This is a genomic window from Pseudoalteromonas sp. BZA4, assembly GCF_040104395.1.
Taxonomy (GTDB): Bacteria; Pseudomonadota; Gammaproteobacteria; order Enterobacterales; family Alteromonadaceae; genus Pseudoalteromonas.
The window spans coordinates 17,897-42,178 of sequence record NZ_JBECOT010000028.1; the positions used below are offsets into that span (position 1 = coordinate 17,897).

Annotated in this window: 21 protein-coding genes; 14 read left to right on the forward strand and 7 right to left on the reverse strand. The window is 41.6% G+C overall.

From position 1 onward, the window contains the following. Positions 1-16: 16 nt before the first annotated feature. Positions 17-865: a DUF350 domain-containing protein gene (locus ABMY41_RS12615; protein ID WP_058585883.1), complete on the reverse strand. Its 849-nt coding sequence runs from the start codon at positions 863-865 to the stop codon at positions 17-19. Between the two features lie 180 nt (positions 866-1,045). Between ABMY41_RS12615 and rnr the strand changes: the two genes are divergently transcribed. After that, positions 1,046-3,529 carry a ribonuclease R gene (gene rnr, locus ABMY41_RS12620; RefSeq protein ID WP_130166205.1) on the forward strand — a complete coding sequence of 828 codons (2,484 nt, stop codon included), beginning with the start codon at positions 1,046-1,048 and terminating at the stop codon, positions 3,527-3,529. Continuing rightward, complete coding sequence (gene rlmB / locus ABMY41_RS12625) at positions 3,526-4,272, forward strand: 23S rRNA (guanosine(2251)-2'-O)-methyltransferase RlmB (protein WP_054561023.1); 747 nt, start codon at positions 3,526-3,528, stop codon at positions 4,270-4,272. The genes rnr and rlmB overlap by 4 nt, the downstream gene beginning before the upstream one ends. Positions 4,273-4,320: 48 nt before the next feature. Here rlmB and ABMY41_RS12630 read toward each other — a convergent pair whose 3' ends face one another. Both ABMY41_RS12630 and ABMY41_RS12635 read right to left on the reverse strand, forming a co-directional pair. Beyond that, positions 4,321-5,130 (reverse strand): hypothetical protein, encoded by an 810-nt coding sequence (locus tag ABMY41_RS12630; RefSeq protein ID WP_349274890.1) that lies wholly within the window; start codon positions 5,128-5,130, stop codon positions 4,321-4,323. A gap of 80 nt (positions 5,131-5,210) precedes the next feature. Further along, positions 5,211-6,137 carry a manganese-dependent inorganic pyrophosphatase gene (locus ABMY41_RS12635; RefSeq protein ID WP_289096982.1) on the reverse strand — a complete coding sequence of 309 codons (927 nt, stop codon included), beginning with the start codon at positions 6,135-6,137 and terminating at the stop codon, positions 5,211-5,213. 151 nt (positions 6,138-6,288) lie between these two features. Between ABMY41_RS12635 and ABMY41_RS12640 the strand changes: the two genes are divergently transcribed. From ABMY41_RS12640 to ABMY41_RS12660, 5 genes are all read left to right on the forward strand, one after another. Further along, on the forward strand, positions 6,289-6,780 hold the full coding sequence (locus ABMY41_RS12640; protein ID WP_287243648.1) for a hypothetical protein: 492 nt from the start codon (positions 6,289-6,291) through the stop codon (positions 6,778-6,780). Positions 6,781-6,791: 11 nt separating this feature from the next. Next, complete coding sequence (gene mutM, locus ABMY41_RS12645; protein WP_251601115.1) at positions 6,792-7,601, forward strand: bifunctional DNA-formamidopyrimidine glycosylase/DNA-(apurinic or apyrimidinic site) lyase; 810 nt, start codon at positions 6,792-6,794, stop codon at positions 7,599-7,601. A gap of 74 nt (positions 7,602-7,675) precedes the next feature. Beyond that, complete coding sequence (locus ABMY41_RS12650) at positions 7,676-8,902, forward strand: efflux RND transporter periplasmic adaptor subunit (RefSeq protein ID WP_251601113.1); 1,227 nt, start codon at positions 7,676-7,678, stop codon at positions 8,900-8,902. A gap of 2 nt (positions 8,903-8,904) precedes the next feature. Beyond that, the gene (locus ABMY41_RS12655; protein ID WP_289096981.1) at positions 8,905-12,039 is read left to right on the forward strand and encodes an efflux RND transporter permease subunit; all 3,135 of its coding nucleotides are present in this window, start codon (positions 8,905-8,907) and stop codon (positions 12,037-12,039) included. Beyond that, positions 12,032-13,429, forward strand: a complete 1,398-nt coding sequence (locus tag ABMY41_RS12660) for an efflux transporter outer membrane subunit (RefSeq protein WP_289096980.1) — start codon at positions 12,032-12,034, stop codon at positions 13,427-13,429. The genes ABMY41_RS12655 and ABMY41_RS12660 overlap by 8 nt, the downstream gene beginning before the upstream one ends. A gap of 35 nt (positions 13,430-13,464) precedes the next feature. Here ABMY41_RS12660 and ABMY41_RS12665 read toward each other — a convergent pair whose 3' ends face one another. From ABMY41_RS12665 to ABMY41_RS12680, 4 genes are read right to left on the reverse strand one after another with little or no spacing between them, the layout of a single operon-like run. After that, entirely contained in the window at positions 13,465-13,953 is a 489-nt protein-coding gene (locus ABMY41_RS12665) for a DUF3299 domain-containing protein (protein WP_252949503.1), read from the reverse strand. 8 nt (positions 13,954-13,961) lie between these two features. Further along, positions 13,962-15,260, reverse strand: a complete 1,299-nt coding sequence (locus ABMY41_RS12670; RefSeq protein ID WP_349274894.1) for an ABC transporter permease — start codon at positions 15,258-15,260, stop codon at positions 13,962-13,964. Further along, complete coding sequence (locus tag ABMY41_RS12675) at positions 15,247-15,945, reverse strand: ABC transporter ATP-binding protein (RefSeq protein WP_349274896.1); 699 nt, start codon at positions 15,943-15,945, stop codon at positions 15,247-15,249. Before ABMY41_RS12675 ends, ABMY41_RS12670 begins: the two co-directional genes overlap by 14 nt. Before the next feature lie 16 nt (positions 15,946-15,961). Then, complete coding sequence (locus ABMY41_RS12680) at positions 15,962-17,035, reverse strand: CDP-glycerol glycerophosphotransferase family protein (RefSeq protein ID WP_349274897.1); 1,074 nt, start codon at positions 17,033-17,035, stop codon at positions 15,962-15,964. Positions 17,036-17,252: 217 nt separating this feature from the next. On the opposite strand from ABMY41_RS12680, the gene ABMY41_RS12685 reads away from it, so the two are divergent. From ABMY41_RS12685 to ABMY41_RS12715, 7 genes are all read left to right on the forward strand, one after another. Then, on the forward strand, positions 17,253-18,359 hold the full coding sequence (locus ABMY41_RS12685; RefSeq protein ID WP_287241660.1) for a phosphoribosylaminoimidazolesuccinocarboxamide synthase: 1,107 nt from the start codon (positions 17,253-17,255) through the stop codon (positions 18,357-18,359). 167 nt (positions 18,360-18,526) lie between these two features. Continuing rightward, positions 18,527-19,177, forward strand: a complete 651-nt coding sequence (locus tag ABMY41_RS12690) for a methylamine utilization protein (protein ID WP_054561014.1) — start codon at positions 18,527-18,529, stop codon at positions 19,175-19,177. Further along, positions 19,167-21,482 (forward strand): EAL domain-containing protein, encoded by a 2,316-nt coding sequence (locus ABMY41_RS12695; protein ID WP_252949511.1) that lies wholly within the window; start codon positions 19,167-19,169, stop codon positions 21,480-21,482. The genes ABMY41_RS12690 and ABMY41_RS12695 overlap by 11 nt, the downstream gene beginning before the upstream one ends. Continuing rightward, positions 21,469-22,302 (forward strand): DUF3034 family protein, encoded by an 834-nt coding sequence (locus ABMY41_RS12700; protein WP_287241655.1) that lies wholly within the window; start codon positions 21,469-21,471, stop codon positions 22,300-22,302. The genes ABMY41_RS12695 and ABMY41_RS12700 overlap by 14 nt, the downstream gene beginning before the upstream one ends. Positions 22,303-22,304: 2 nt before the next feature. After that, positions 22,305-22,721 carry a group 1 truncated hemoglobin gene (locus ABMY41_RS12705; RefSeq protein ID WP_289097018.1) on the forward strand — a complete coding sequence of 139 codons (417 nt, stop codon included), beginning with the start codon at positions 22,305-22,307 and terminating at the stop codon, positions 22,719-22,721. Positions 22,722-22,802: 81 nt separating this feature from the next. Then, on the forward strand, positions 22,803-23,873 hold the full coding sequence (locus ABMY41_RS12710) for a CDP-glycerol glycerophosphotransferase family protein (protein ID WP_289096976.1): 1,071 nt from the start codon (positions 22,803-22,805) through the stop codon (positions 23,871-23,873). Next, positions 23,870-24,277, forward strand: a complete 408-nt coding sequence (locus ABMY41_RS12715) for an adenylyltransferase/cytidyltransferase family protein (protein WP_054561010.1) — start codon at positions 23,870-23,872, stop codon at positions 24,275-24,277. The genes ABMY41_RS12710 and ABMY41_RS12715 overlap by 4 nt, the downstream gene beginning before the upstream one ends. The last annotated feature ends 5 nt before the right edge of the window (positions 24,278-24,282 follow it).

Here is a 24,282-nt window from a genome sequence, read left to right on the forward strand (position 1 = left end):
TACTCCATAAATAAGCTTAAATAGCGATAGTGATGATAACAGCAACACAGATTGCAATGCTGCTTTCAATAACCGCAACGGCGGTGTTTTTGTCGTGCATTGCTTGGTCGAGTGAAATTTTGCTAAAGATAATTTTATCAACGAGGTAACGCACAATTGGTAAAATTAAAAAGCCAAATAATGCGTCAATAAAGAATAAGCTTAAGCTTTGTTGCCAAGTATGAAAGCCACCAATGAGCGCATGACACAAGATAATAGCTAACGCCAACATAGTGCCTGAAAAGCTAAGTGCAACGGCTTTGTTGCCTTTTTCGAGCTGTTCATGAAGATTAAAAGCAGTGAGGTGATCATAGCCTTTGGCAAAAATGATCAGCATTAGTTGCCCTAAAAAATAAAACACTATGGCTGATAACCAGCTGCCTTCACCGGTTAATGCGCCACCAATGATCAGTGCTGCGGCCATATAGTTTGCTGCTTGTACTAAGCCAACAGCCTCATTTTGTTGGTTAATTAATTGCTCTTGGTTACAGAACAAACGTAGCAGTAATTTGTCATTTAAAATACGTGAGCAGGTTAGCAGCACCATACCTAATACACTGTACAGTGATACATTCATCAAATCGCTTAGCAAACCTTGGCTAGGCCCAGCTAAAACAAAGCCATAAATAATGGTAATTGCCCCTAAGTAGCCGCCAATAGATAAACCCAAGGCACTGTTGGCATTATCTGTTAATTGGCTGGTGGTGTTATAAGGGGTTGCTAAGTTATACGACAGTTTTGCAACGGCTATGATCGCAATGAACAGACCAATATAGGCGCTGTTGTAGGCCATCGTTGCGAGGTAGTGGGTTAAGTTAATATCCATATAATTATGTTAGCTTGTTGTTATTTTCCGAAAATATTAACACAGAGTGTTTGTTGCAAAGAATATCAAAGCTTCATTTTGGCAGAATTAATCAATTTCTTAAAAGTTTCATAGCTTTTGCCTGTCTCATTGTTAGGTTATGGGTTAAAATAACAACATAACCAACTAACAAGATAGTGAATGTCAAAACAGGATCCAAATCTCAGTCGAGAACAAGAAAAGTACGAAAACCCCGTCCCTAGCCGTGAGTTTATACTTACTCACTTAGAATCTCGCGCCAAACCAGCAAACTTCACACAACTTTGTGACGAATTACATGTGAATGATACAGAGCGTCAAATTGCGTTCAAACGTCGTTTACGTGCTATGGAACGCGATGGTCAACTGTATTTCAATAAGTTTAAATGCTACGCATTGATTGATGAATCAGGCCTGGTTAAAGGCAAGGTCATTGGTCATCGTGACGGATTCGGCTTTTTAGAAGTTGAAGGTGAGAGTAAAGATTGGTTTATCGCAAAGCACCAAATGAATATGGTGTTGCACGGTGACATTGTGCTTGCTAAAGGCAACCGCAAAGGCTCAAGTGGCAAATGCGATGCACGCATCATCAAAGTTCTGACCAATGAGCGAGCCCCGATTGTTGGCCGCTATTTTGTTGAGCATGGTATTGCAGTTGTTGTGGCTGAAGACCCACGCATAACGCAAGATATTATGATACTACCGGGTAGTGAAAATGGCGCGCGCCACAACCAAATGGTGCAGGTGCAAATTACCCAAAACCCAAGCCGACATATGAATGCGGTAGGTAAAGTCACTGAGGTACTGGGTGAGCATTTAGCACCGGGTATGGAAATTGAAGTTGCACTACGCAATCACGATATTCCCCATGTTTGGCCAGAAGCGGTTGAAAAGCAAGTTGCTCATTTAGGTGAGTTTGTTGATGAACAAGCAAAGCAAGGTCGCGTTGATTTACGTGACTTACCGCTAGTTACAATCGACGGTGAAGATGCCCGTGACTTTGACGATGCCGTTTACTGTGAGCGCAAACCATCAGGTGGTTGGCGTTTATGGGTGGCCATTGCCGATGTGTCGCACTACGTAGGAATGAACACGCCTCTGAATAAAGAAGCGATTGAACGTGGTAACTCAGTATACTTCCCTGAGCAAGTTATTCCGATGCTGCCAAAAGTGCTATCGAATGGCTTGTGCTCATTGAACCCAGAAGTTGACCGTTTATGTATGGTTGCTGAGATGACGGTGTCAGAAGCGGGTAAGTTGTCTGGGTATAAATTTTACGAAGCGGTGATGAATTCACACGCTCGTTTTACCTACACGAAAGTGAATGCGATTTTACAAGGCGATGAAAAGCTGCGTGAAGAGTACGCCAAGATGGTGCCACATTTAACTGACTTACAGCAAATGTACATGGCACTTAAAGCTGCTCGCCAAGAGCGTGGTGCGATTGAGTTTGAAACTTTAGAAACGCGCTTTGTGTTTAATGCACATCGTAAGATCGAATCAATCGTGCCAGTGGTTCGCAATGATGCACACAAACTTATCGAAGAGTGCATGATTTTAGCGAACGTATCGGCAGCCCGATTATTAGAAAAGCACGAGGCGAGTGCGCTTTATCGTGTGCATGATGAGCCTGATGCTGAAAAGCTTGGTTTCTTCAGAAACTTTTTATCAGAGCTTGGTATCGAAACCGCGATTTCTGATGAGCCAACACCAAAAGAAATAACCCAAGTGTTAGCTAAATTAGGCGACCGCCCAGAAGCTGAGCTTATTCAAACCATGTTGCTCCGTTCAATGAAGCAAGCGGTTTATCAGCCAGATAACATTGGTCACTTTGGTTTAGCTTTACCAGCCTATGCCCACTTTACATCGCCAATTCGTCGTTACCCTGATTTAGTGGTGCACCGTGCAATTAAAGCGGTACTTAAAGCGCAAGGTCAGCAAACATCGGGTGAGTATGCCTACACTGATGACGAAGTTGATATTTTAGGTGAGCAGTGTTCAACCACTGAACGCCGTGCTGATGATGCGACTCGCGAAGTGGCAGATTGGCTTAAATGTGAATTTATGCAAGACCATGTTGGTGACGAATTTGGTGGGGTGATCTCATCGGTAACTAACTTTGGTTTATTTGTACGCTTAGATGATTTACAAATCGACGGCATGATCCATGTAACTAACCTGGGCAATGAGTATTTCCATTATGATGGTGCTAAGCATTGCTTGATTGGTGAACAAACTCACACCGTTTATCGTTTAGGCGATAAACTAACGGTTCAGGTGTCATCTGTCAGTCTTGATGAGCGACGCATAAACTTAGTGTTAGCAGGTGAAGCGCAACAAGACCGTTATGCGCGTCGTCGTGGCCGTAGTGCCCCTGCAAAACCAAGTGTTCGTGCCCAGCTCAAAGCAGGTAAAATTCCTGGTAAAAAAGCGCAGTCAGGCAGCTTTGAGGCAAAATCAGGCGACAAAGAGAATGAAAAACGTGGCAAGTCTTCACCTTCTAAAGGGCGTAAAAAGCCTAATAGTAAACAAGCTGATGCTGTAAAAGCCGGTAAAAAGAAGAGTAAGAAAAAAGCCACCAAAAAGGCAAAAAGACCGGGTAAGAATGCCCGTAAACGTAATGGCCGAGGAGCAAATAATACGTGAGTAATGAATTAATTTTTGGTTTTCACTCAGTTGAAGCAATATTAGCAAAAGAGCCTGAGCGCTTTTTAGAAATATACGCTTTAAAAGGGCGTGAAGATAAACGTTTAAACCCGGTTATTGACCAAGCACGTAAATTCGGTATTTCTGTACAATTTATGCAGCGTAAAGCGCTTGATAATAAAGCAAATGGTGAGCAGCACCAAGGCATTATCGCTAATGTAAAAGCGGCGCGCATGTACAACGAAAAAGATCTAGATGAGATCATAGCCCGTGAAGAAACGCCTTTCTTATTGGTGCTTGATGGTATAACAGATCCGCATAACTTAGGTGCCTGTTTACGTAGTGCAGATGCTGCGGGCGTACACGCGATTATCGTTCCTAAAGATAAATCTGCAAAACTAAACGGCACAGCGCGCAAGGTAGCGTGTGGTGCAGCAGAAACAGTGCCATTGGTACAAGTAACCAATCTTGCGCGTACGCTACGTGAAATTAAAGATGCAGGCGTTTGGGTTGTTGGTACTGCCGGTGAAACAGATACTGAGTTATTTGATGCAAACCTAACAGGGCCAATGGCTGTTGTTATGGGTGCAGAAGGGGATGGTATGCGCCGCCTTACACGTGAGCATTGTGATTTATTAGTTAAAATCCCAATGGCTGGTTCGGTATCTAGTTTAAATGTGTCAGTTGCGACCGGTATTTGTTTATTTGAGGTGTTACGCCAGCGTAATGCAACGCAAATCTAACTACCGCGAAAATTTTAGACACAAAAAAAGCCGATGTTACATCGGCTTTTATAAATCTATCATTTTAAACTGAACTTTTTCAGGAGAAATGTTCATATCATCTCTGAACTTTAAAGTTGAAGGTTTTCTTCTTCGTTTTAAAATTCTCTTTTGAGCAACTTTTGCAGAGCCCACAACATTGTCTATATTAATAGCTGGAGCTTCTTGCTGTGCCGAAGTAGTACAGCCAGAATATTGAATATTTTTCATATTTCCACCTCGCTCACCCGTTTGCATTGAAATTATTAATTTACTAGCTGAGCAGTATATATTTTGAACGACTTTATTGCCAGTATAATCTAAGTTTTCAAAAAAATCTTCGCCGTCAATGGTGTGATGATAGTGAGATATGGGGCTATCTGAGTGTGCGTCCAGTTTTATAGCTTCTTCTACTGCGAGGACTGTACTGTAGTTATCTTTATAATGTAGATTCGCAATATTCCCACCTGTTCCACCAAATAATACGCCTAAACTATTTTCAATATTTGAAAAAGCTATAGGCTCCCAATTATTGAGTAATACTTCAATAAAGCCAAAGCTATCGAATCCGAACTTAGCAGCATTGTTCGCATAAATAGAATATTGATTGGTATTTAGAAGGTTAAGTGAAAATGCTTGATGAAGAATTATTTGTTCATAAGAACCGCAATAAAAAAGTAATTTAGGTGCGCCTATTTTCAGAGCTTGGGTACTTTCAAAAGGTTCTAAAGTTGGGATGAAAAGGTACTTGTTTAGCGGAACGAGTACTTTAAACCCATATTCATCAGACCACATAGAATCACATGCGCCTGATTTGTCATCAATAATAAAGGTAGTCAATGTATATAAATCCTTTTAATAACATTGAATTAATTTTATCTAAGAGACCGCATAATGTTTATGCGGTCTTTTTAATAGGATTAGATTTTTGCAAAAGCGTCTTGTAGTGGTGGTACTACTTGCTTCTTACGGCTTAATACGCCATCTAACCATATGCGACCGTCTTCTGATTTAACATCATAGGCAGCTTCGATTACTGATACGTCATCAGACGCAATTAGCATTTCAGAGCCTTCTTTCATGATATCAGTTAACAGGAGTAATACTGAGTGGCGACCGCCTTCTTCTTTAAGCTTTGCGATGTCAGCTTCAAGGTCTGCTTTGATCTCATCAAATACAGCAAGGTCGATAACTTCTAGCTGGCCAATACCTACTAGCTTACCGTTCATGTTGAAGTCTTTGAAATCACGCATTACTAAATCACGTGCAGGCGTGCCTTCAACTGCTGATTTAACCTTGAACATTTCCATGCCAAGTTCTTTGAAATCTTCGATGCCAGCGATTTCTGCAAGTGCTTCAACACACTTGATGTCAGCTGTTGTACAAGTTGGTGATTTAAAGATTACAGTGTCGCTTAAGATCGCGCATAACATGATGCCCGCGATATCTTTTGGAATCTCTACGTTGTAGAAGTCATACATCATTTTGATGATAGTGTTTGAACAACCCACTGGGCGGATCCAACACTCAAGTGGTGTTGATGATGTTAAATCGCCTAGTTTGTGGTGATCAACAACACCCACAACACGCGCTTCATCGATGTCATCAGGTGCTTGTGTTTTTTCTGTGTGGTCAACGATATAAACGTCTTCGCCTGCGTAGCTAAGTTTTAGCTCAGGTGCTTCGAAACCGAATTTATCTAGGATAAATTGTGTTTCAGGTGATACTTCACCTAAACGCGTCGGGATCGCAGGTTCATTGATCTGGTTTTTTAAGTAAGCAAGCGCAATTGCACCGCAAATTGAATCTGAATCAGGGATCTTATGACCCACTACATACATTGACATTGACGGAACTCCTTTAAATTTGGCGGATATTTTAGCAAAGTATCGACAGATTGATACATAACAGACATGAAATTTTGTTGATCAATTACAACTGCCAATTAATGTCCTTTTTGGTTACACTTTAAGATATTGAAAACTGAGGAAGATACTGATGCGCTTGAGCCGAAAAGCATGGAATAATGTGGTGATTATTTCGATGCTATTGATGATTTTTTTCTTCAATGGCCTACATAAAAAGCTCAATACACAGCCCGTTGAAGAAGGGGTACAAGCATTACTCCCAGAGCAAAGCTTCATTTTAGCAATGGCATTTCCAGAATTAAAAATCGAGCGTATCGGCACCTCTTGGCGTAGCCAATCACTGCAAGAAACCACATGGCAAGGCGATGAGCAGCAGCTCGAACAACTCGTTGAACTTTGGCAACATCAAAAACTGACTATTGCCAGTCTCCCTGTGAGTAAAATTTCACAGATATCGGCTGATTATGTTGCCTCCGTGTGGCTAGCCGGTGAGCAGTTGCCAGCGGTGTATCAGTTGTACAACATAGATCAGCAATACTATTTATTAGATAAGCGGTTACAACGAGTATTTGAGCTTGAACAAGCTGATGCTGCTAAGTTATTTCCGTTATACCCGTTTTAAGAGAGTCACAGATGCCTGAATTACCAGAAGTTGAAGTTAGCCGTTTGGGAATAACACCGCATGTGCTTAACCAAACAGTGACCAAAGTAAATATTCATAACCCCAGTATGCGTTGGCCTGTGCCTGATGATGTATATCAATTACAAGGACTTAAAGTTACTTCAGTGGAGCGTAGAGCAAAATATTTATTACTCGGTTGTGAGCTGGGTAGCGTTATTTTGCACTTAGGAATGTCGGGCAACTTACGAGTTGTGAGCGCAGATGAGCCATTAAAAAAGCACGACCATATCGAATTTATTTTAGCCTCAGGTAAAGCGCTAAGGCTCAACGACGCGCGTCGCTTTGGTGCCTGCTTATGGCAAGCACCAGGCGAATGTCATACCTTGCTAACCAAGCTTGGACCGGAGCCTCTTACCGATGAGTTTGCTGCAAAGCGTGTTTACGAACAGTCTAGAAATAAAAAAGTACCAATTAAACAGTTTATTATGGATAACGCTGTGGTCGTTGGTGTAGGTAATATCTATGCCAATGAGTCGTTATTTAAGGCCGGAATTCACCCGAAACGAGAAGCCGGCAAGGTGTCTTTAAAGCGTTATCAGCAATTAGTGCCTATTATTAAAGAAACACTTGCTGCGGCTATCACGCAAGGCGGCACAACATTAAAAGATTTTGCTCAAAGTGATGGTAAGCCCGGTTATTTTGCCCAACAATTACTAGTTTATGGTCGCAAAGGTGAGCCATGTGTAACGTGTAAAGAGCCATTAAAAGAAATTAGATTAGGGCAAAGAAGCACTGTGTACTGCTCTAATTGTCAAAAATAACAAAGAATCCCTCATCTATGTAGTATTGCAACAGATAGCAAGATAGAGACAGGCTTAAGGAATGAGAAGGTTGTATGCTATTAAACAAATACGTCATAGGGTGCGTGTGCTTAGCGGCACTGGTGGGTTGTTCTAAAGAGCAACCTCAAGTTATCGTTGAAGAAGTGGTTACCGCTGAGGTTAAGCAGTTTGATGTGCCGCTGTATGGGAATTACGTGGCGCGTACAGACGCATCACTTGATGTTGAAGTACGCGCACGGATCACCGGTTTTGTACAAAGTGTTGAATTTGTTGAAGGTAGTTGGGTAAACGAAGGTGATTTACTCTACACCATTGATGATAGACCCTACCGAGCTAAGCTTAATCGCGTTAAAGCCGCACTACAAAAAGACCAAGCAGCGCTGGCAAAAGCAAAGCGCGATGTTACTCGTTTAAAACCCCTCTACGAGCAAGATGCAGCAAGTCAGCTCGACTACGACAATGCAATTTCTATCCAAGAGCAAGCGCAAGCGTCATTATCAGCAACCCAAGCAGAACTTGAAGAAACCAAGCTTGATTTAGAATATACCCGTATTACGGCGCCAATTAGCGGCATGGTTGGTAGCTCTGAAGCCGATCTAGGTGCTTTGGTCGGCAGTAACGGTATTTCACTCCTTACTACCATTCAGCAAATAGACCCTATTTTCGTTAATTTTAATATGTCGGCTCTTGATTATTTGAATGCCAAGCGGCGTATGACCAGCATGATGGAGCAGCTACAAGCCGAACAACAAGGCAAGGCACTTGAGGGCTTTGTACGTATTTCTTTGCCTGATGGCAGTGAGTATCGATATTGGGGCGATGTGAGTTTTACCGACCCTAAAATTAGCCCGAAAACGGGCACCTTTAAAGTAAGAGCAAAACTGCCTAACCCTAATAGTGAGCTATTACCTGGGCAATATACAAAAGCACGGATTAAATTATCTGAGTTGAAAGATGCCATAGTTGTCCCTGAAGAAGCTACGCAAGTTGAGCAGGGCGGTATTTATGTGATGGTGGTACTTGATTCAGGTGAGATAGAGCGGCGCTTTATTGTTGTTGAGCATTACGGTGAACAAGGGATTGTTGCCAGCGCTGGCTTGAGTGCCGGTGAGCAAGTGGTGGTGAAAGGTTTGCATCGTATTCGTCATGGTCAGCAAGTAAAAGCGATTTCGTTAGCCGAGTTTGAAAAACGCCAATTAACGCCAAACACGGGCACCATTCCACTGGCGCCAGATAAACCAAGCAAACAAGATGATGAAAAAAATCAGCAGGGAGCTTAACTATGTTTTCGCATTTTTTTATCAAGCGTCCAGTGTTTGCTATCGTTATTTCGTTAGTTATTTTACTCACAGGCTTGGTCTCGCTCTTAACCCTACCGATTGATCAATACCCTGATATTGCTCCGCCGTCGGTTAAAGTGTCTGCTTCATTCCCTGGCGCAACGGCTGAGACCGCATCGGAGTCGGTAGCCATTCCTCTTGAACAAGAATTAAATGGCACGCCGAATATGTTGTATATGGAGTCAAAGGCAACTAACTCTGGCAGTGTTGGGATCACACTCACCTTTGATGTTGGCACCGTCCCAGATCTCGCCCTTGTAGATGTGCAAAACACCGCAAGCCAAGCAGGCAGTAATTTACCTGTTGATGTGCAAACTGAAGGGGTGAATGTCTCTAATGAAAGTTCCGTTGAGCTTTTGAAACTGGCACTGACCTCTGATGACCCCCGCTATGACGAAATCTATTTGAGTAACTACGCTAGCATCAATGTTGAGGCGGCTTTAAAGCGTGTTCCGGGGGTTGGTAAAGTGCGTAACACTGGCTCGCGTTCTTATGCTATGCGGGTCTGGTTAAAGCCTGATATTTTAGCGGGCTACGAGTTAACCGTGAATGATGTGACCACAGCAATCAAAGCACAAAATAAAGAGGCCGCTGCTGGGGAGATTGGGGCTCAGCCAATGAGCGATGCAATTAAGCTTAATTTTCCGGTGCGGGCACAAGGACGGCTTAATAAGGTTGATGAATTTAATAACATTATGCTGCGAGTGAATAGTGATGGCTCGATGATCCGTTTGCGAGATGTTGCAAGGGTTGAGCTGGCGTCGTCTGCGTACACTTTAAATTCAAAACTAAATGAACAGCCCGCCACTATTTTGCAGGTTTATATGTTACCAGGCTCTAATGCATTAGCGGTTACTGAGCGCGTTAAGGCTGAGATGGAGCGCCTGAGCGCGGCTTTTCCAAAGGGAGTGAAATGGCAGTTATTTTATGATGCCTCTGAGTTTATCAAGCTGTCGATTAATGAGGTGATCAATACCCTTATTCAGGCGCTGATCTTAGTGATTTTAGTGGTGTATTTATTTTTGCAAAACTGGCGAACAACTTTAATACCCGCTTTAGCTGTGCCGGTGTCAATAGTGGGTACCTTTATCGCCTTGGCTGCATTTGGATTTACCATAAACAATGTCAGTTTATTGGCTATGGTATTGGCAATCGGCATCGTCGTTGATGATGCGATTGTCGTAGTCGAAAGTGTTGAGCGACTGATCAATGAGCAAAATATGGAGGTAGTTGCTGCTACTAAGCAAGCGATGACAGAGCTTTCTGGCGCCATAGTGGCAACCTCTTTAGTACTGGCAGCGGTGTTTGTGCCGGTGTCATTTTTAGCCGGTATTACGGGCATTATGTACCGAGAATTTGCGATTTCAATTACCGTTGCGGTACTCATTTCGACCCTAGTTGCGTTAACCTTGAGCCCTGCTTTATGTGCGATTTTCTTAAAACCTAGCCTCCCATCAAATAATAAGATTTTTGTTAAATTTAATAATTGGCTTGAAGGTGTTGGCAAAAAATACACCTGGCTTGTAAAGGCATGCTCTGAAAAAGCAAAACGTAGTTATATTGGCTTTTTTATAATGCTTGGTGGCTGTTACTTTGTGTTCAGCCAATTACCAAGTAGCTTTATGCCGCAAGAAGATCAAGGACGCTTTTTTGTTGATATTACCTTGCCAGATGCGGCAACGGTTTCACGTACCAATGAGGTGATAAGTAAAGCCAACCAATTTGTTATGAACCATGCTGGGGTAGCTTATTCATTCACACTAGCGGGTGAAAACCGCCGTGCTGGTAGTGCGCAATCACATGGTCAAATGGAGGTGATTTTAAAGCCTTGGCAAGTGCGTGCAGAGCAAGGTTTTACGGTCACAAGTGTGATGAATGATATTCGTAAGCAGCTGTACGCCATTCCCGATGCTGAATTTAATGTGTTTCAGCCATCGGCTGTGGCGGGGCTTGGTTCGGGCTCTGGTGTTGAGTTTGCGCTGCAAGAAAAAACAGGAGGCAACTTAACGGGTCTGGTTGAATCGCTCGAGGTACTGCTGGCAAATTTAAATAACCGCCCTGAAGTTGCTAAAGCAAGTAGCTCACTGCGTGGCTCAGTACCTCAGCTGTTTTTAGAGTTAGATAGAGAAAAAGCCATGGCATTAGAGGTGCCGATTGCCGATGTTTACAGCACAATGAAAGTGCTTACTGGCTCATCAACAATTAATGACTTTAATTTATTTGGCCGCGTTTATCGGGTTAAAGTTCAGGCTGAAGATGAATTTAGGGCACGCCCTGAAAACCTCAACGAATTTTATGTGCGTTCAAAAAATGGCGCTATGGTGCCATCAAATGTGCTTGCTAAGTTAAATTTAACAACCGGTCCGTCTGCAATAAATCGCTTTAATATGTTTACCAGTGCCATGGTGAATGTATCGCCAGCTGAAGGCTATGCATCGGGTGATGTAATTAACGTAATTAAAGAAGAAATGGCAAAACTACCGCCTAACCTTGGCTATGAATGGACAGGATTAACCTATCAAGAAATTCGCTCATCGGGTCAGCTAAGTATCGCTATCAGCCTTGCTGTTGTGTTTGTATTTTTATTTTTAGCGGCGCTCTATGAAAGTTGGAGCTTGCCGTTTGCTGTACTACTAATAAGCCCGATTGCTATGTTGGGAGCCTCTGTATTGACCTTAGTGACGGGACATGAAAACAATTTATTCTTTCAAGTCGCCTTTATTGCCTTGATAGGCCTTGCTGCAAAGAACTCAATTTTGATTGTTGAGGTGGCAAATCAGCTTTATCAAGAAGGTATGGATGCCGCTGATGCAGCAATAGAAGCCGCCCGTTCTCGCTTTCGGCCTATATTAATGACTGCAGCCTCTTTTGTGCTTGGTGTATTGCCGTTAGTACTTGCTTCTGGCCCCGGAGCGGTTGGTCGACAGTCAGTATCTATGCCTATTTTAGGGGGGATGTTACTGGCAAGCTCTATCGGCATAATATTAGTGCCGCTGTTCTTTATTACCGCTGCACGCTTTGTAAAAAAACAGCAAACACCGGCCTCTAAAGTAGTAGAGGAGCAAGTCGATGCATAAATTGTTACCATTGCTTTGTTTCGCCTGCATTCAAGGCTGTGCTGTAGGGCCTGATTTTGAAGCACCTGAGCATAGTGAAGTTGCTAATTTTATGGGCGCAACAGCTACGCCACAGTCGGAGGCTTTAGCGGGCTGGAAGCAAATATATAGCGACCCTCATTTGCAAAAGCTGATTAGCCAAGCGCTTCTTAATAACCAAGATATGTTAATTGCGCAATCGAAAATTATTGAAGCGCGAGCTCGGTATCGAATTACCGATGCCGCTTTATGGCCTGATGTGAATGTAGGGCTTACTTCAGAGCGAGAAGAAGAACTCAATAGTAGCCCCGAAAATACCTTTGATTTAAAAGGTTACTTAAGTTGGGAGCTAGATTTATTTGGTAGTAACCGACGTGCAAGCGAAGCCGCACTGGCAAATTATTATAGCCAAGAGCAAGCAAGAAACGCGTTGCAGCTCGCCTTGATTGCTGATGTTGCGCAGCAGTTTTTTGCCCTCAAAGAAGTTGAAGAGCAATTAAAAATTAGCCTGAGTACGATTAAGCTTCGCGAGAAGGAGCTTGAAATTGCGCGTATTCGTAAAAAAGGCGGTATTATTTCAGGGTTAGAACAGCGCCAAGCCGAGGTTGAATTAGAGTCAGCGAAAGTGAAGATCCCGCCTTTACAGCACAGTGAAAGGCGGATTATTAATCAGTTAAAGTTTTTGATTGGTGATGCCAATGCTGATGTGCAAGGGGGGAATGAGTTATCTGTGCAAACTCTTCCTAAGCAATTACCCACAGGACTACCTAGTGAACTGTTAAAGCGTAGGCCAGATGTACAGCAAGCAATGTATCAATGGCAAGTGGCAATGGCTGAGATTGGGGTCGCAAAAGCGGCTTTATTTCCAAAACTTAATTTATATGCGGAGCTTGGCAGTGAAAGCACTGATTTTAGTGATTTGCTCGCCAGTAATTCGCAGGTTTGGTTGCTGGGCTCAGAGCTGTTAATGCCAATATTTAATATGGGCCGCAATCAGGCAAATTTAACGGTGGCGGAACAACGTGCTTATCAGGCAAGTATTCAATACCAAAAAACAGTGCTGGTGGCACTGCAAGAAGTAAGCAATCAGCTTTCGAACTATCAGTCGGCAGAGCAAAGCTATGATGCGCAAAGGAGCTTGGTGCTCAGTAGCCAAGATTACTATCGCTTAGCACGCCTTAGGTATAGCAATGGTGTTGCCAGCTCCCTTGATTTAATGGATGCACAGCGCCAGTTATTTTCGGCAGAAATAGCGTTATCGCAGGCAAAGAATGATCGTCTGCAAAGCCTAGCAACGCTTTATAAAGCCCTTGGTGGCGGATGGTATGAATTGAGCGAACAGGAACTGGAAAAAGAAAAAGTGGTAGATTAATTAAAAGAGCATGCAAAAGCATGCTCTTTAAAAACTTATAACTCAAATGGTGCTACACCAACGGCTTTCATTTTATAGCCGACTTGAGCAATTTCACCAGACCAAGTTTCGGTGCTGATAACGCCAGTCACGACAATCGCATCGTATAGGCTTTCGATTGGTACGCCGTCTTTAATCGTGACATGCACAATTTGATTTGGCGGCGGTGGTGGTACGTGAATACAAGCACCAAAGTAAGGTACCAATAAAAACTCGGTGATCACTTCGCTGTCGCCTTCAAGCGGAACAACAAAACCAGGCAAACTTACTGATTGACCATTAAGTTCTTTTACCACGGGAGCATCAAGGTCTGGTTGCACCCAGTTTTGTTCAGAGCCTTCATGGTTTGCTTGCGCTTGGGTATCGATTTGCACATGACCTTTTGGAATTAAATCTTCCCAGAAGATTTCTTTAGGTGCGCCAGCATTAGCTCCAGAACACACAACTAATGCGACTAAAGCGACGAATTTTCGAAAAAACGGCATAACATTCCTTAAATTTTAATACTCATGCCATCAGCAAGAGAGTAGAAATACGCACGGGTTGCAGGAATTAACCCAACAATAAAGCCTGCGACCATTATCGCAGCTAAAAGCATGAGTTCATAGGATGACAATAAGGCTATATTTAGGCTTATTCCGGCATGGCTTTGCAAGTAATCTGCGCCGAGTAGCATTAAAGCATAGAATAATGCGATGCCAACAATGCAGCCAAGCCCTGTAATGAGTAATGATTCGACACAGATCAAGGTGAAAATATGCCAAGGTCTTGCGCCAACAGAGCGCAAAATTGCAAGTTCTCTGCGGCGTTGATTTAAGCTTGAAAGCAGGCTCGTTAACATGCCAAGCAAACTGATCAGCACCACGACGATAGAAAATAATAGCAAGATTTTTTCAACGATAGAGAGCATTTCCCATAGTTCACGCAAAGTAACCCCCGGCATGATGGCAAGCAGTGCCTCATCTTTGTATTGGTTGATATTACGACGTACTTGTAAGGTATAAAGTGGTGAATCGAAACCAAGTAAAAAAGCGGTTATTTGTTTTGGTGTGCCAATTAAATCAACATCATCATGCTGGTCGTGGTCGTGGTCGTGGTCGTGGTCGTGGTCGTGGTCATTTGCATCAGCCTGAACGGCTTCATGCTGATGAGCATGACCACCATGAATCGCTTCAATTGCTGCAAGTGGAATATGCAGGGTTTTATCAACAGGCGTGCCCGTTGGATTTAAAATACCGACCACTTTAAATGGGTTATCGTCATGATTATGAAAACTGGTATTGCCCATGCCGTGCGCAATCACCACTTCATCGCCTAGCTGATAGCCTAAGCTGCTGGCAACCTCTGCACCTAAAACAACCTCAAATAAGTGATTAAATTCATGGCCTTGTGAAAAGCTCAATGACTGCTTTTTAGCAAAACGATAGTGCTCAAAATAGTCTTTATTTGTACCAAGTACAGCTAAACCTTTATGGCTGTCGCCAAGTGACATAGGAATAGCCCATTTCACACCCCGTTGCCCAGAGATGTATTGGTAACTTTTCCAACTCACGCCATTATTAGCATGACCAATGCGAAAGACTGAAGACAGCAGTAATTGGATATCGCCCGTTCGCGCACCGACAATTAAATCAGTGCCAGAAATTGTATTGCTAAAGCTACTTTTAGCATCAACTCGAACTCGCTCAATCGACATTAATAACATTACGCTGATAGCTATGGTAAACAGGGTGAGTAGGGCACTGGCCTTTCGGTTTAATAAACTTTTTGTGGCGAGTTTAATGAGTAGCATCTGTGCCTCCTTGTAACTCAACAAGGCTGATACTGCGGGTAAATAGCGTTTGTAATGTTTCATCATGGCTAACAAAAATTAGCGTGCTATTTGCTGCGCTTGCCTGCTCAAATAACAATTTTACGAATGCTTGGCGATTTTGTGTGTCGAGTGCTGAGGTAGGTTCATCTGCAATAATAATTTCAGGGCTGCCAATAAAGGCTCGCGCTGCGGCAACTCTTTGTTGCTGGCCAATACTCAGCTGTGCAACTGCTTGATGCTGCAAGTTATCATTTAGCCCTAAAGCGCTCAGTAAGCGGCTTGCTTCAGCGGCTATTGTTGCACTATTTTTTAAAGCATTTTTTTGCCTTTGCTTTGAAAATTGGCAACCTAAAGTCACGTTTTCAATGGGCGATAAATAGGGGAGTAAATTAAAGTTTTGAAAAATATAGCCAATATGGTCGGCACGAAAACGGTCCCGTTTACTATTACTAAGTTGGTTAATCGCTTTACCAAGCAGCTCGATATTGCCTTGTGTTGGCACTGTGACGCCAGCAAGCAATGATAATAACGTTGATTTACCACAACCACTCGGACCGTGAAGAAAAACATGTTCGCCTTGATCAATATCTAGCTTAGTAATATTGATCGTCGGCTCGGATTGTTTTGCGTGCCATTTAAAAAGCACATTTTCAAGCGTGATCATAACGACCTATGAATTGTTACCATTGCCAGTAATTTAATTTTCTACGCATTTTAAAATTACGAATAAAATTACGTGGTTTCGGCTTAAGTGCAGGATTGCTCAATAGTAATTCATTGCTAGCAGCAAGTACACGTTGACTCGATAATCCGTCTTGATATGGATGCAGTTGCTGGCAGAAGTGCTCAATTTTCGCCATTAATTCAGCAGGCTGTGTGAAGGCATAATCAATCGCTTCAGTTAGTTTATCGACATCTGTGACATCAATAAGGTGCTCGCCGGGTGCTTGATTGCAGAAAGTTACGACAGGCTTTCTTTGTAAGATAAACATAAGCAAAATGGATGAGGTATCACACAGCATGACATCCGCAGCTTGTAATAGTGGTAATACGTTATCAGTCTCGACAAAGGTTAGGTTTTCGTTTTGTAGAGCCTTGTATTGTTCAACAAGCTCGCTTGGCATTTTCGGGTGGAATTGCACCAAAATTCGCCATTTACCTTGCTCACTGTATGCTTTTATTTGTTCGTATAATTTAGGTGCAAGAGACAGGCGTTTTGAAAAAGTCGAACAAATTAAGAGTGTTTTTCTGTTGTCGTCTGGGTTTTTATACGGATTGTTTTCAATCTCACTAAAAAAAGGGTCGAGTGTTGGCCAGCCGGTTTCTTTTACTTGAAAAAAGCCATGCTTTTTAGCTAAAGCTTGGAAAGGTGCAGTAGTATTTGGACCTTGCGTACAGTACAAATCAAAACAACCTCTAACTTTAAAATGATCATTTTGGCCTTTGCTATTTAACTTCCCCGCATCAAAGCCATGGAATACACCAACTTTAACGCCAGGTATAAAAGTGGGAATACTATTAGAAGGTGCAAAAAGTACATCGGGTTGCCAATCGTGTATAGCCTCAACGCTATCTAAGGTTTGCTCGCTTTCATCAAGAAAATCACGATTTACAGTTTTCCCATGTAAAAACCATTTAACTTCACCACCACGAGCTAAAATCTCCCGTTGCAATGGGCGTAAGATCGCATACGAATAGTTCTGCGAAATAAACATTAAATATTTTTTTGATTGTGTAGCTGCTAAGTAATCCAAGAAAACCTCCTATTTCGAGGGCACTAGTATAGCGAAATAATGTTTATGACAGCAAAATTACTGAAAGTTTAAATTTTTATGGTTTTTATTACATCCGCAGGCTGCTGATGATAGTGCAATGATTGAGCTTTCAAAGCGTCTAGATTATTATAGGCGGCCATAACCCCAATCCCATACATGTGCTCACAAGAGCATGCCAAATACTATCGGAGATAGCATGACTAGCTATAAAGTTTTAGACGTAAACGATGATTTACCGATCCGTACTAAAGGTGCGGTACACAGTGGTAAAGTGCGTTCAGTTTATTGGTTAACTGATGAAGACAGCGCTCGTTTAATTAATGAAAAAGGTTATCAAGTTCCAAAAGGAACTGAGCTAGCTATTATGGTTATTTCTGACCGTATTTCTGCGTTTGATTGTATTTGGCAAGGTGAAAACGGTTTAAATGGTGTTCCTGGTAAAGGCATCGCGCTAAACTCTGTGGCATCTCATTGGTTTAAGTTATTTGATAAAGCAGGCCTTGCTGGTAACCATATTGTTGATATTCCACACCCTTATGTATGGATTGTGCGTAAAGCAAGTACAGTAAAAGTTGAAGCCATTGCTCGCCAATATATTACTGGCAGTATGTGGCGTGATTACGCGAAAGGCACGCGTAATTTCTGTGGTATTGATTTACCAGAGGGACTAGCTGCGAACCAAAAGCTAGATGAAGTGTTAATTACGCCATCAACCAAAGGCATTATCACAGGTGTTACTGACATTCCTGAAGTAGATGATGTGAACATTACTCGTGAAAACATCACCAATAACCTATCTGTTTTTAACTTCAAGTCTGAAGACGATGTCGCTAAATATGAGCAACTACTTGTTGAAGGCTTTAAGCTGATCAGTGATGAACTTGCACAGCTTGACCAAATCTTTGTCGATACTAAATTTGAATTTGGTTATGTTGAAGACATTGATGGTTCAGATAAGCTTATCTACATTGATGAAGTAGGCACGCCTGATTCATCACGTATCTGGGATGGCCCAGCTTACCGTGACGGTAAAATCATTGAAAACTCAAAAGAGGGTTTTCGCCAGTTATTAATTAATAACGTGCCAGACAGCGATGTGTTATTAAATAAAGACCGCATGGACGAGCGTGAGCAGCTTGCTAAAGACTACACCTTGCCAGAGTCAGTGATGCTTGAAGTGTCTGATACTTACGTTGGCATTGCGAGTAAAATCATTGGTCAAGAAATTACTATTCCAAGCGACCCTCGTAGTGAAGTAATCGCTATTTTAGATAAAGAATACGGCTTAATTAAGCACAATTAATTGCTATTTTTTTAACTTAGATATGCTCTAAGTCAATATTATTAAAGCCAAGTTGGTTTTCTAGTAAAACTGCTTGGCTTTTTTCTTACTTTTCATACCCTCTCTCATTAACTTAAGCTAAGATTAATCTATACTTATTAGCAAACTAGGCTAAGCAAGGTTCAATTATGACGTTTTTTGCGCACTGTGCTCGCACGGTATGTTCTTTTGTAGTTCTGTGCAGCGCAGCAACTGCATTCGCTGCTGATATTTCATTTACCGTTCGTGATCAATTTGGTAAGCCTTTGGCTGATGCTGTAATCGAATTAGAAAATAATGCGAACTTACCGAGCACGCAATTACCCGTTGCTGTGATGGATCAGGTTAATAAGCAGTTTTCACCTAATGTATTGGTGATACAACAAGGACAGTCTGTTGATTTTCCTAATAGCGATAATATTCGCCATCATGTTTATTCTTTTTCAAGTGCTAAACCTTTTAATATTAAGCTTTACGCTGACCGTCCAGAAAAACCAGAGTTGTTTGATAACACCGGGGTTGTAGTCTTAGGCTGTAATATTCACGACTCTATGGTGGGTTATATCTATGTCGCAAATAGCGCTAATACACTAAAAACAGCAGAGGATGGTAAAGTACAATTAAAAGGTATTACTGTTCCAACTAGTATAACGATTTGGCACCCAAACCAAGCAAGTGAAATTAATAAAAAATTATCAGTCACTGTAACTGAGCAAGTCGCTGATATTACAATTAATACGAATGAACCTGCACCGCGTAATACGTTTGGTGAAATGTTTAAGGCAGATAATGATTCATAGTTTAAGAGGGCGGATCATAGCCTTATGCGTAAGCCTGGTTTTATTAACTAGTTTAGTCAGTTTAGCGAGCTCTTGGTGGTCGACAAATCGCTTTAACGATCAAAAGCTACGTGAAGATATTAATGTTGCTGAAAATGTTTTTAAGCAATATTTAAGCGCTAAAGAAAGCCTGCTATTAACTGCTGCAAAGGTGCTGACCGCAGATTTTGGCTTTAAACAAGCGGTCGCTACTCAAGACGCTGATACCATTAGCAGTGTATTGAATAACCACAGTCGCCGAATAAACGCTGATTTGATGTTGCTTGTGGATTTATCAGGGCAATTGGTCTCAGCAAATACTGAATTTAATCATATGCCAGATGAGTTTTCTGCATTGATGAATGAATTACTCATTGATGCTGAACAATCAAATTTCATTGTACTTGATCAAACCCTTTACCAAGTTATTTTACTGCCAGTACGTGCGCCGCGAACTGTTGCCTACAGTTTAGTGGGCTTCGAGATTAACGATCTGGTTGCTGCAGAGCTTAAAAAACTCACTACAATGGATGTGAGTTTTATTGGTGAAGAGGATGGTGTGGTAGAGACATCGCTGCCCAAGCAACCACAAAGCACTTCTGTATTAGCGCATTTTAATAACGAGACAACGCAGCGCATATTTGGTGAAAAGCCGGTCTATAGAAACCGACTAGTTGAACTACCATCTTTGCCCGGACACCTAGTTTCTGTGCTATTAAGTGCTGATCTAACCCAGAGTTATCGTGAGTTTGAACAGCTGTTTTTTACCATTATTGTGCTTGCTGCTATTACGGTTGTGATAGGCGTATTGACCAGTGGTATCTTAGCTAAAAACCTCACGACACCGCTTTCAAAGCTTACTTTACTTGCACAGCAATTTGCCCGTGGCAATTATAAAGCTGAATTTGTAGGTAAAAAGCAAAGTAGCGAGATCACCACTTTAATTGATGCCTTTAACAACATGGGTAACGACATCAAAGAGCGTGAACAGCAAATAAGTTTTCAAGCTAGCCATGACTCATTAACCGGTTTTTATACCCGTTCTGCTATGTTAGAAAATATGGAAAACTTGTTTGCCGAAGGAGCTGAGTACACACTGGTTGCTATAGATATCCGCGGCCTTCGTCATATCAATGATAAATTAGGTCCGCGTATTGGTGATGATTGTTTAAAAGCGGTTGCTGAGCGTATTGGTGAATACTCAGCTCATCATAATGGTGTTAATGCCCGGATTGGCGGTGACGAATTTTTAACTTTATTGCCAGCCGATGAAACGAAACAATTTAAAGATGCGGTAATGAAGTTAGTTGCTCAGTTACAGGCTGGCTACTTAATTCAAGGCTTAAACATTACGTTACGCTTTAGTGTTGGGGTGGTGCATTGCCTTTCGCAAAATGTCAGCCCTGAGGATTTAATGCGTCGCTCGTTAATTGCTGTTGATACTGCATCTTGCGAGCATAAAACTATTCATTATTATCAAGAAGGTGAAGACGAAGAACATCTTGAGCGCCTAGCAATAATTGATGAACTTAAGCAAGCCCTTGTTGATGATGACGGTCAGCTGTTCATGACCTATCAGCCAAAACTAAATATTAAAACTAATAGCATTGATAAAGTTGAGTCGTTAATCCGCTGGCAGCGCAAAGACGGTCAGTGGGTTTCACCTGAACTGTTTATTGATTTAGCAGAGCAATCGGGGGTGATTGTTGAGTTAACTTCTTGGGTTGTTAAAACCGTAGTGTCGCAAGTTGCAGCATGGCAACAGCAAGGTATTACTATGCAGGCTGCGATTAATGTCTCTGCGCAAGATATTGCATACCCAAGCTTTTACTCACACCTTGCTAAACAGTTAGAAAAACATGCTGTTAATGGGCGCTTGATCACAATTGAGCTTACAGAACGCGATATGATTGAGAACGAAGAGCAAGGTATTAAGGCGCTAGAAAACCTCAAAACCTTGGGGGTTAAAATCTCGTTGGATGACTATGGTGTAGGGCAAACATCGCTTGGGCGCTTAAAGTCATTACCGATTGATGAGCTAAAACTTGATAAGTGTTTTATTTTGCAATTAGATCAGTCTCGTCAAGATCAATACATAGTGCAATCTACGGTTACTCTAGGTCATCAGCTGGGCTTTTCGGTTGTTGCTGAAGGGGTTGAGAACAAAAATTCACTGGATATTTTAGTGCAAAATAAATGCGATTATGCACAAGGGTATTATTTAAGTAGGCCACTAAAATCAGAGCAGTTTTTGCAGTGGTTAGAGGTGTACAATGAAGCGTCTTAATTGGTTGTTTTGTCTGGCTTGTATCGGTTTTGCAAGTTCAGGATTAGCTGCATCGGGTAAATTATTAGCAACGCCTGGTGTCTCACAAGTTGAAGGTAGCGCGGGTGGTGGTATTGTCCCTTGGGCGCAGCTTGCAGGCTATGCAAGTGATGATGAAATAGCAATAAATGGTTTTTGCAGCCGTGCAGATGTGAGCGATTACCGCTTAGATGTTTGTGGCGCGCAGCTAAATATTTATGATCGCGTTGAATTTAGTTACGCTGAGCAACGCTTCGAAGTTCCGGCATTAAATACCGATATTGAGCAATCAGTTACAGGTGCAAAAGTGCGCTTATACGGTGATATCGTTTACAGTAAATGGCCGCAGTTGAGCTTGGGTGTACAACATAAATCACTGGATGACGGCAGTATCGCAAACTTACTCGGCGCCAAAGATACCAGCGGTACCGATGTATATCTTGCTGCTAGTAAATTACATTTGGGCGCGCTTGCTGGATATAACTGGTTTTGGAACACCACTTTTCGTTATAGCGATGCTAATCAGCTTGGCTTGTTAGGCTTTGGCGGCCCTGATAGCGATAAAGAATTGTTATTTGAAGCATCGACAGCTGTGTTTTTAACCCACCAAATAGCTGTGGGTTTTGAGTATCGTGAAAAGTCCAATAACCTTGGCTTAGGAGAGCAAGATTGGCAGGATGTGTTTGTTGCTTGGTTTCCTAATAAGTATGTTAGCGTGACTGCTGCTTGGTTAGACTTAGGAAGTATTGCTGGGGCTAAGGATCAAACAGGTTGGTATCTTTCTGTAACAGGGTATTGGTAATGATGAAAACACTTTTTACATTTGTATTTGCCGTTATATTAGTTGGTTGTGCAAGTAGCAACAATAGCACCTTGTATCAGCAAATTAATGGCGAACAAGGAGTTGAAAAACTGGTTGATAGTTTTATCAATCAAATAGGCCGTGACGAACAAATTTTAGCTTATTTTAAACAAACGAATGTCGCCCATTTTCGACAAGGTTTTATTACTCATTTGTGTAGCGTCACAGACGGTCCTTGTGAATACAAAGGCGACAATATGGTTGATATCCACACCGGAATGAATATCCCTGAAAAAGACTTTAACCGTGTGGTAGAGCTTTTGATTAATGCTATGGACGAACAACAGATCCCGCAAACAGTACAAAATCAAATCCTTAGCCGCCTAGCACCGCTGCGCCCTGAGGTAATTGATATTTAGCTAATATAAACTTTAATTGTGGGCTGAAACAAAAATGTAATTTATGTACAATAGCTATTGATTTAAGTTATTAAGTTGTAAATGATGCAGTTATATTTTGATGTTCAACATCTATATTACATTCCACAGTACTTGCCTGTTTTAAAGGAGTTAAAAGAAAAAGGCCACAAAGTCTCAATGGTTTTCTATAAAGAACAAGATGAGCGCAGTCGTGCAGTATGTTGTGACTTTATAGATAAAAATGCAATAGTTGCAAAGTGGTTAACAAACACAAGTGAAACCTTTGACTTTTATCAGAACTCAGATGCAGATTGGGTCGTATTTGGCAATACATTCGCAGGTGCTGAGGATTTAAATAAAAAGACTGTACTGATGCAGCATGGGATAGGCCCAAAACAGTGTTATTACGACGTATCGAACAACAAGATGACAGTGCGGTTTGTTGAAGGTGAACACCGACTTCAACGTTTAAAAACACTCTATCCTGAAGGTAACTTTATTGATAGCGGCTACGCAAAATTAGACCCTATTTTTAATCAGACTCTTGGTACTATAAGCCTCAAAAATCTAGGCCTAGATCCAACAAAAAAAACTTTGCTATATGCGCCTACTTTTTATCCGAGTTCTTTAGAATGTTTCAGCGATGATTTCCCTGAGCATTTTGATGAATTTAATATTATCGTTAAGCCTCATTTCTTTAGTTTGTTTAAGAAAAAATATAAAAAACAACGCCTAAAGCTTGAGAAGTGGGCTAGCGCTAAGAATGTTTACCTTGCTAATGAGTTCGATTTTGACCTTACTCCTTTTTTAGAACTTGCTGATATAATGATTTCTGATGCATCGTCAGCCATATTTGAGTTTGCAGCATTAGAAAAGCCTGTTATCTGGTGTGATTTCTATAAGCTGCGCTGGTCTTACAGAGGTGTTTTTTCTTATAGGTTAAAAGCTCGACTTGATGAAGATATCAAATACTTCAATGAGCTATGTACTCGTGCAGGAAGTTATAAAGATTTAAAGCAGTTATTAACTTCAAGTGTTAACGAAACAGCCGAATTTAAAGAAAAAAGAAAAGAAATAGTCTATAAACTGGCAGGTATTACGGATGGTCACTCTGCTAAGAGAATTGTATCTTATTTAGAGGAGCACCAATGAAACGGGTAATTACATTTGGCACGTTCGATATTTTTCATGTGGGACACATCAATATATTAGAACGAGCTAAAGCGTTAGGAGATTATTTAATAGTTGGTGTATCTTCCGATGAACTAAACTTCTCTAAGAAAGGTCGAAAGCCCGTATATAGTGAAGCTGATAGGCTGAAAATTATTAGTTCATTGAAGTGTGTCGACGAAGTATTTGTAGAGCATTCTCTAGAATTAAAAGGTGAGTACATAAAAGATCATCAAGCCCATTTGCTAGTTATGGGGGACGATTGGGCTGGTCGATTTGATCAATTTAGCCAACTTTGTGATGTAACTTATTTAGAGCGTACTCCCTCTATCTCTACAACAGAAATAATAGAAGTTGTGAGGCAACCTTCAAACTGTCATTTATAATTAAT

Coding starts and splice junctions, on each gene's coding strand:
- ABMY41_RS12615 (WP_058585883.1), bottom strand. CDS start 865: ATGGATATTAACTTAACCCACTACCTCGCAACGATGGCCTACAACAGC.
- rnr (WP_130166205.1), top strand. CDS start 1,046: ATGTCAAAACAGGATCCAAATCTCAGTCGAGAACAAGAAAAGTACGAA.
- ABMY41_RS12635 (WP_289096982.1), bottom strand. CDS start 6,137: ATGTCAATGTATGTAGTGGGTCATAAGATCCCTGATTCAGATTCAATT.
- ABMY41_RS12640 (WP_287243648.1), top strand. CDS start 6,289: ATGCGCTTGAGCCGAAAAGCATGGAATAATGTGGTGATTATTTCGATG.
- mutM (WP_251601115.1), top strand. CDS start 6,792: ATGCCTGAATTACCAGAAGTTGAAGTTAGCCGTTTGGGAATAACACCG.
- ABMY41_RS12650 (WP_251601113.1), top strand. CDS start 7,676: ATGCTATTAAACAAATACGTCATAGGGTGCGTGTGCTTAGCGGCACTG.
- ABMY41_RS12655 (WP_289096981.1), top strand. CDS start 8,905: ATGTTTTCGCATTTTTTTATCAAGCGTCCAGTGTTTGCTATCGTTATT.
- ABMY41_RS12660 (WP_289096980.1), top strand. CDS start 12,032: ATGCATAAATTGTTACCATTGCTTTGTTTCGCCTGCATTCAAGGCTGT.
- ABMY41_RS12665 (WP_252949503.1), bottom strand. CDS start 13,953: ATGCCGTTTTTTCGAAAATTCGTCGCTTTAGTCGCATTAGTTGTGTGT.
- ABMY41_RS12670 (WP_349274894.1), bottom strand. CDS start 15,260: ATGCTACTCATTAAACTCGCCACAAAAAGTTTATTAAACCGAAAGGCC.
- ABMY41_RS12675 (WP_349274896.1), bottom strand. CDS start 15,945: ATGATCACGCTTGAAAATGTGCTTTTTAAATGGCACGCAAAACAATCC.
- ABMY41_RS12685 (WP_287241660.1), top strand. CDS start 17,253: ATGACTAGCTATAAAGTTTTAGACGTAAACGATGATTTACCGATCCGT.
- ABMY41_RS12690 (WP_054561014.1), top strand. CDS start 18,527: ATGACGTTTTTTGCGCACTGTGCTCGCACGGTATGTTCTTTTGTAGTT.
- ABMY41_RS12695 (WP_252949511.1), top strand. CDS start 19,167: ATGATTCATAGTTTAAGAGGGCGGATCATAGCCTTATGCGTAAGCCTG.
- ABMY41_RS12700 (WP_287241655.1), top strand. CDS start 21,469: ATGAAGCGTCTTAATTGGTTGTTTTGTCTGGCTTGTATCGGTTTTGCA.
- ABMY41_RS12705 (WP_289097018.1), top strand. CDS start 22,305: ATGAAAACACTTTTTACATTTGTATTTGCCGTTATATTAGTTGGTTGT.
- ABMY41_RS12710 (WP_289096976.1), top strand. CDS start 22,803: ATGATGCAGTTATATTTTGATGTTCAACATCTATATTACATTCCACAG.
- ABMY41_RS12715 (WP_054561010.1), top strand. CDS start 23,870: ATGAAACGGGTAATTACATTTGGCACGTTCGATATTTTTCATGTGGGA.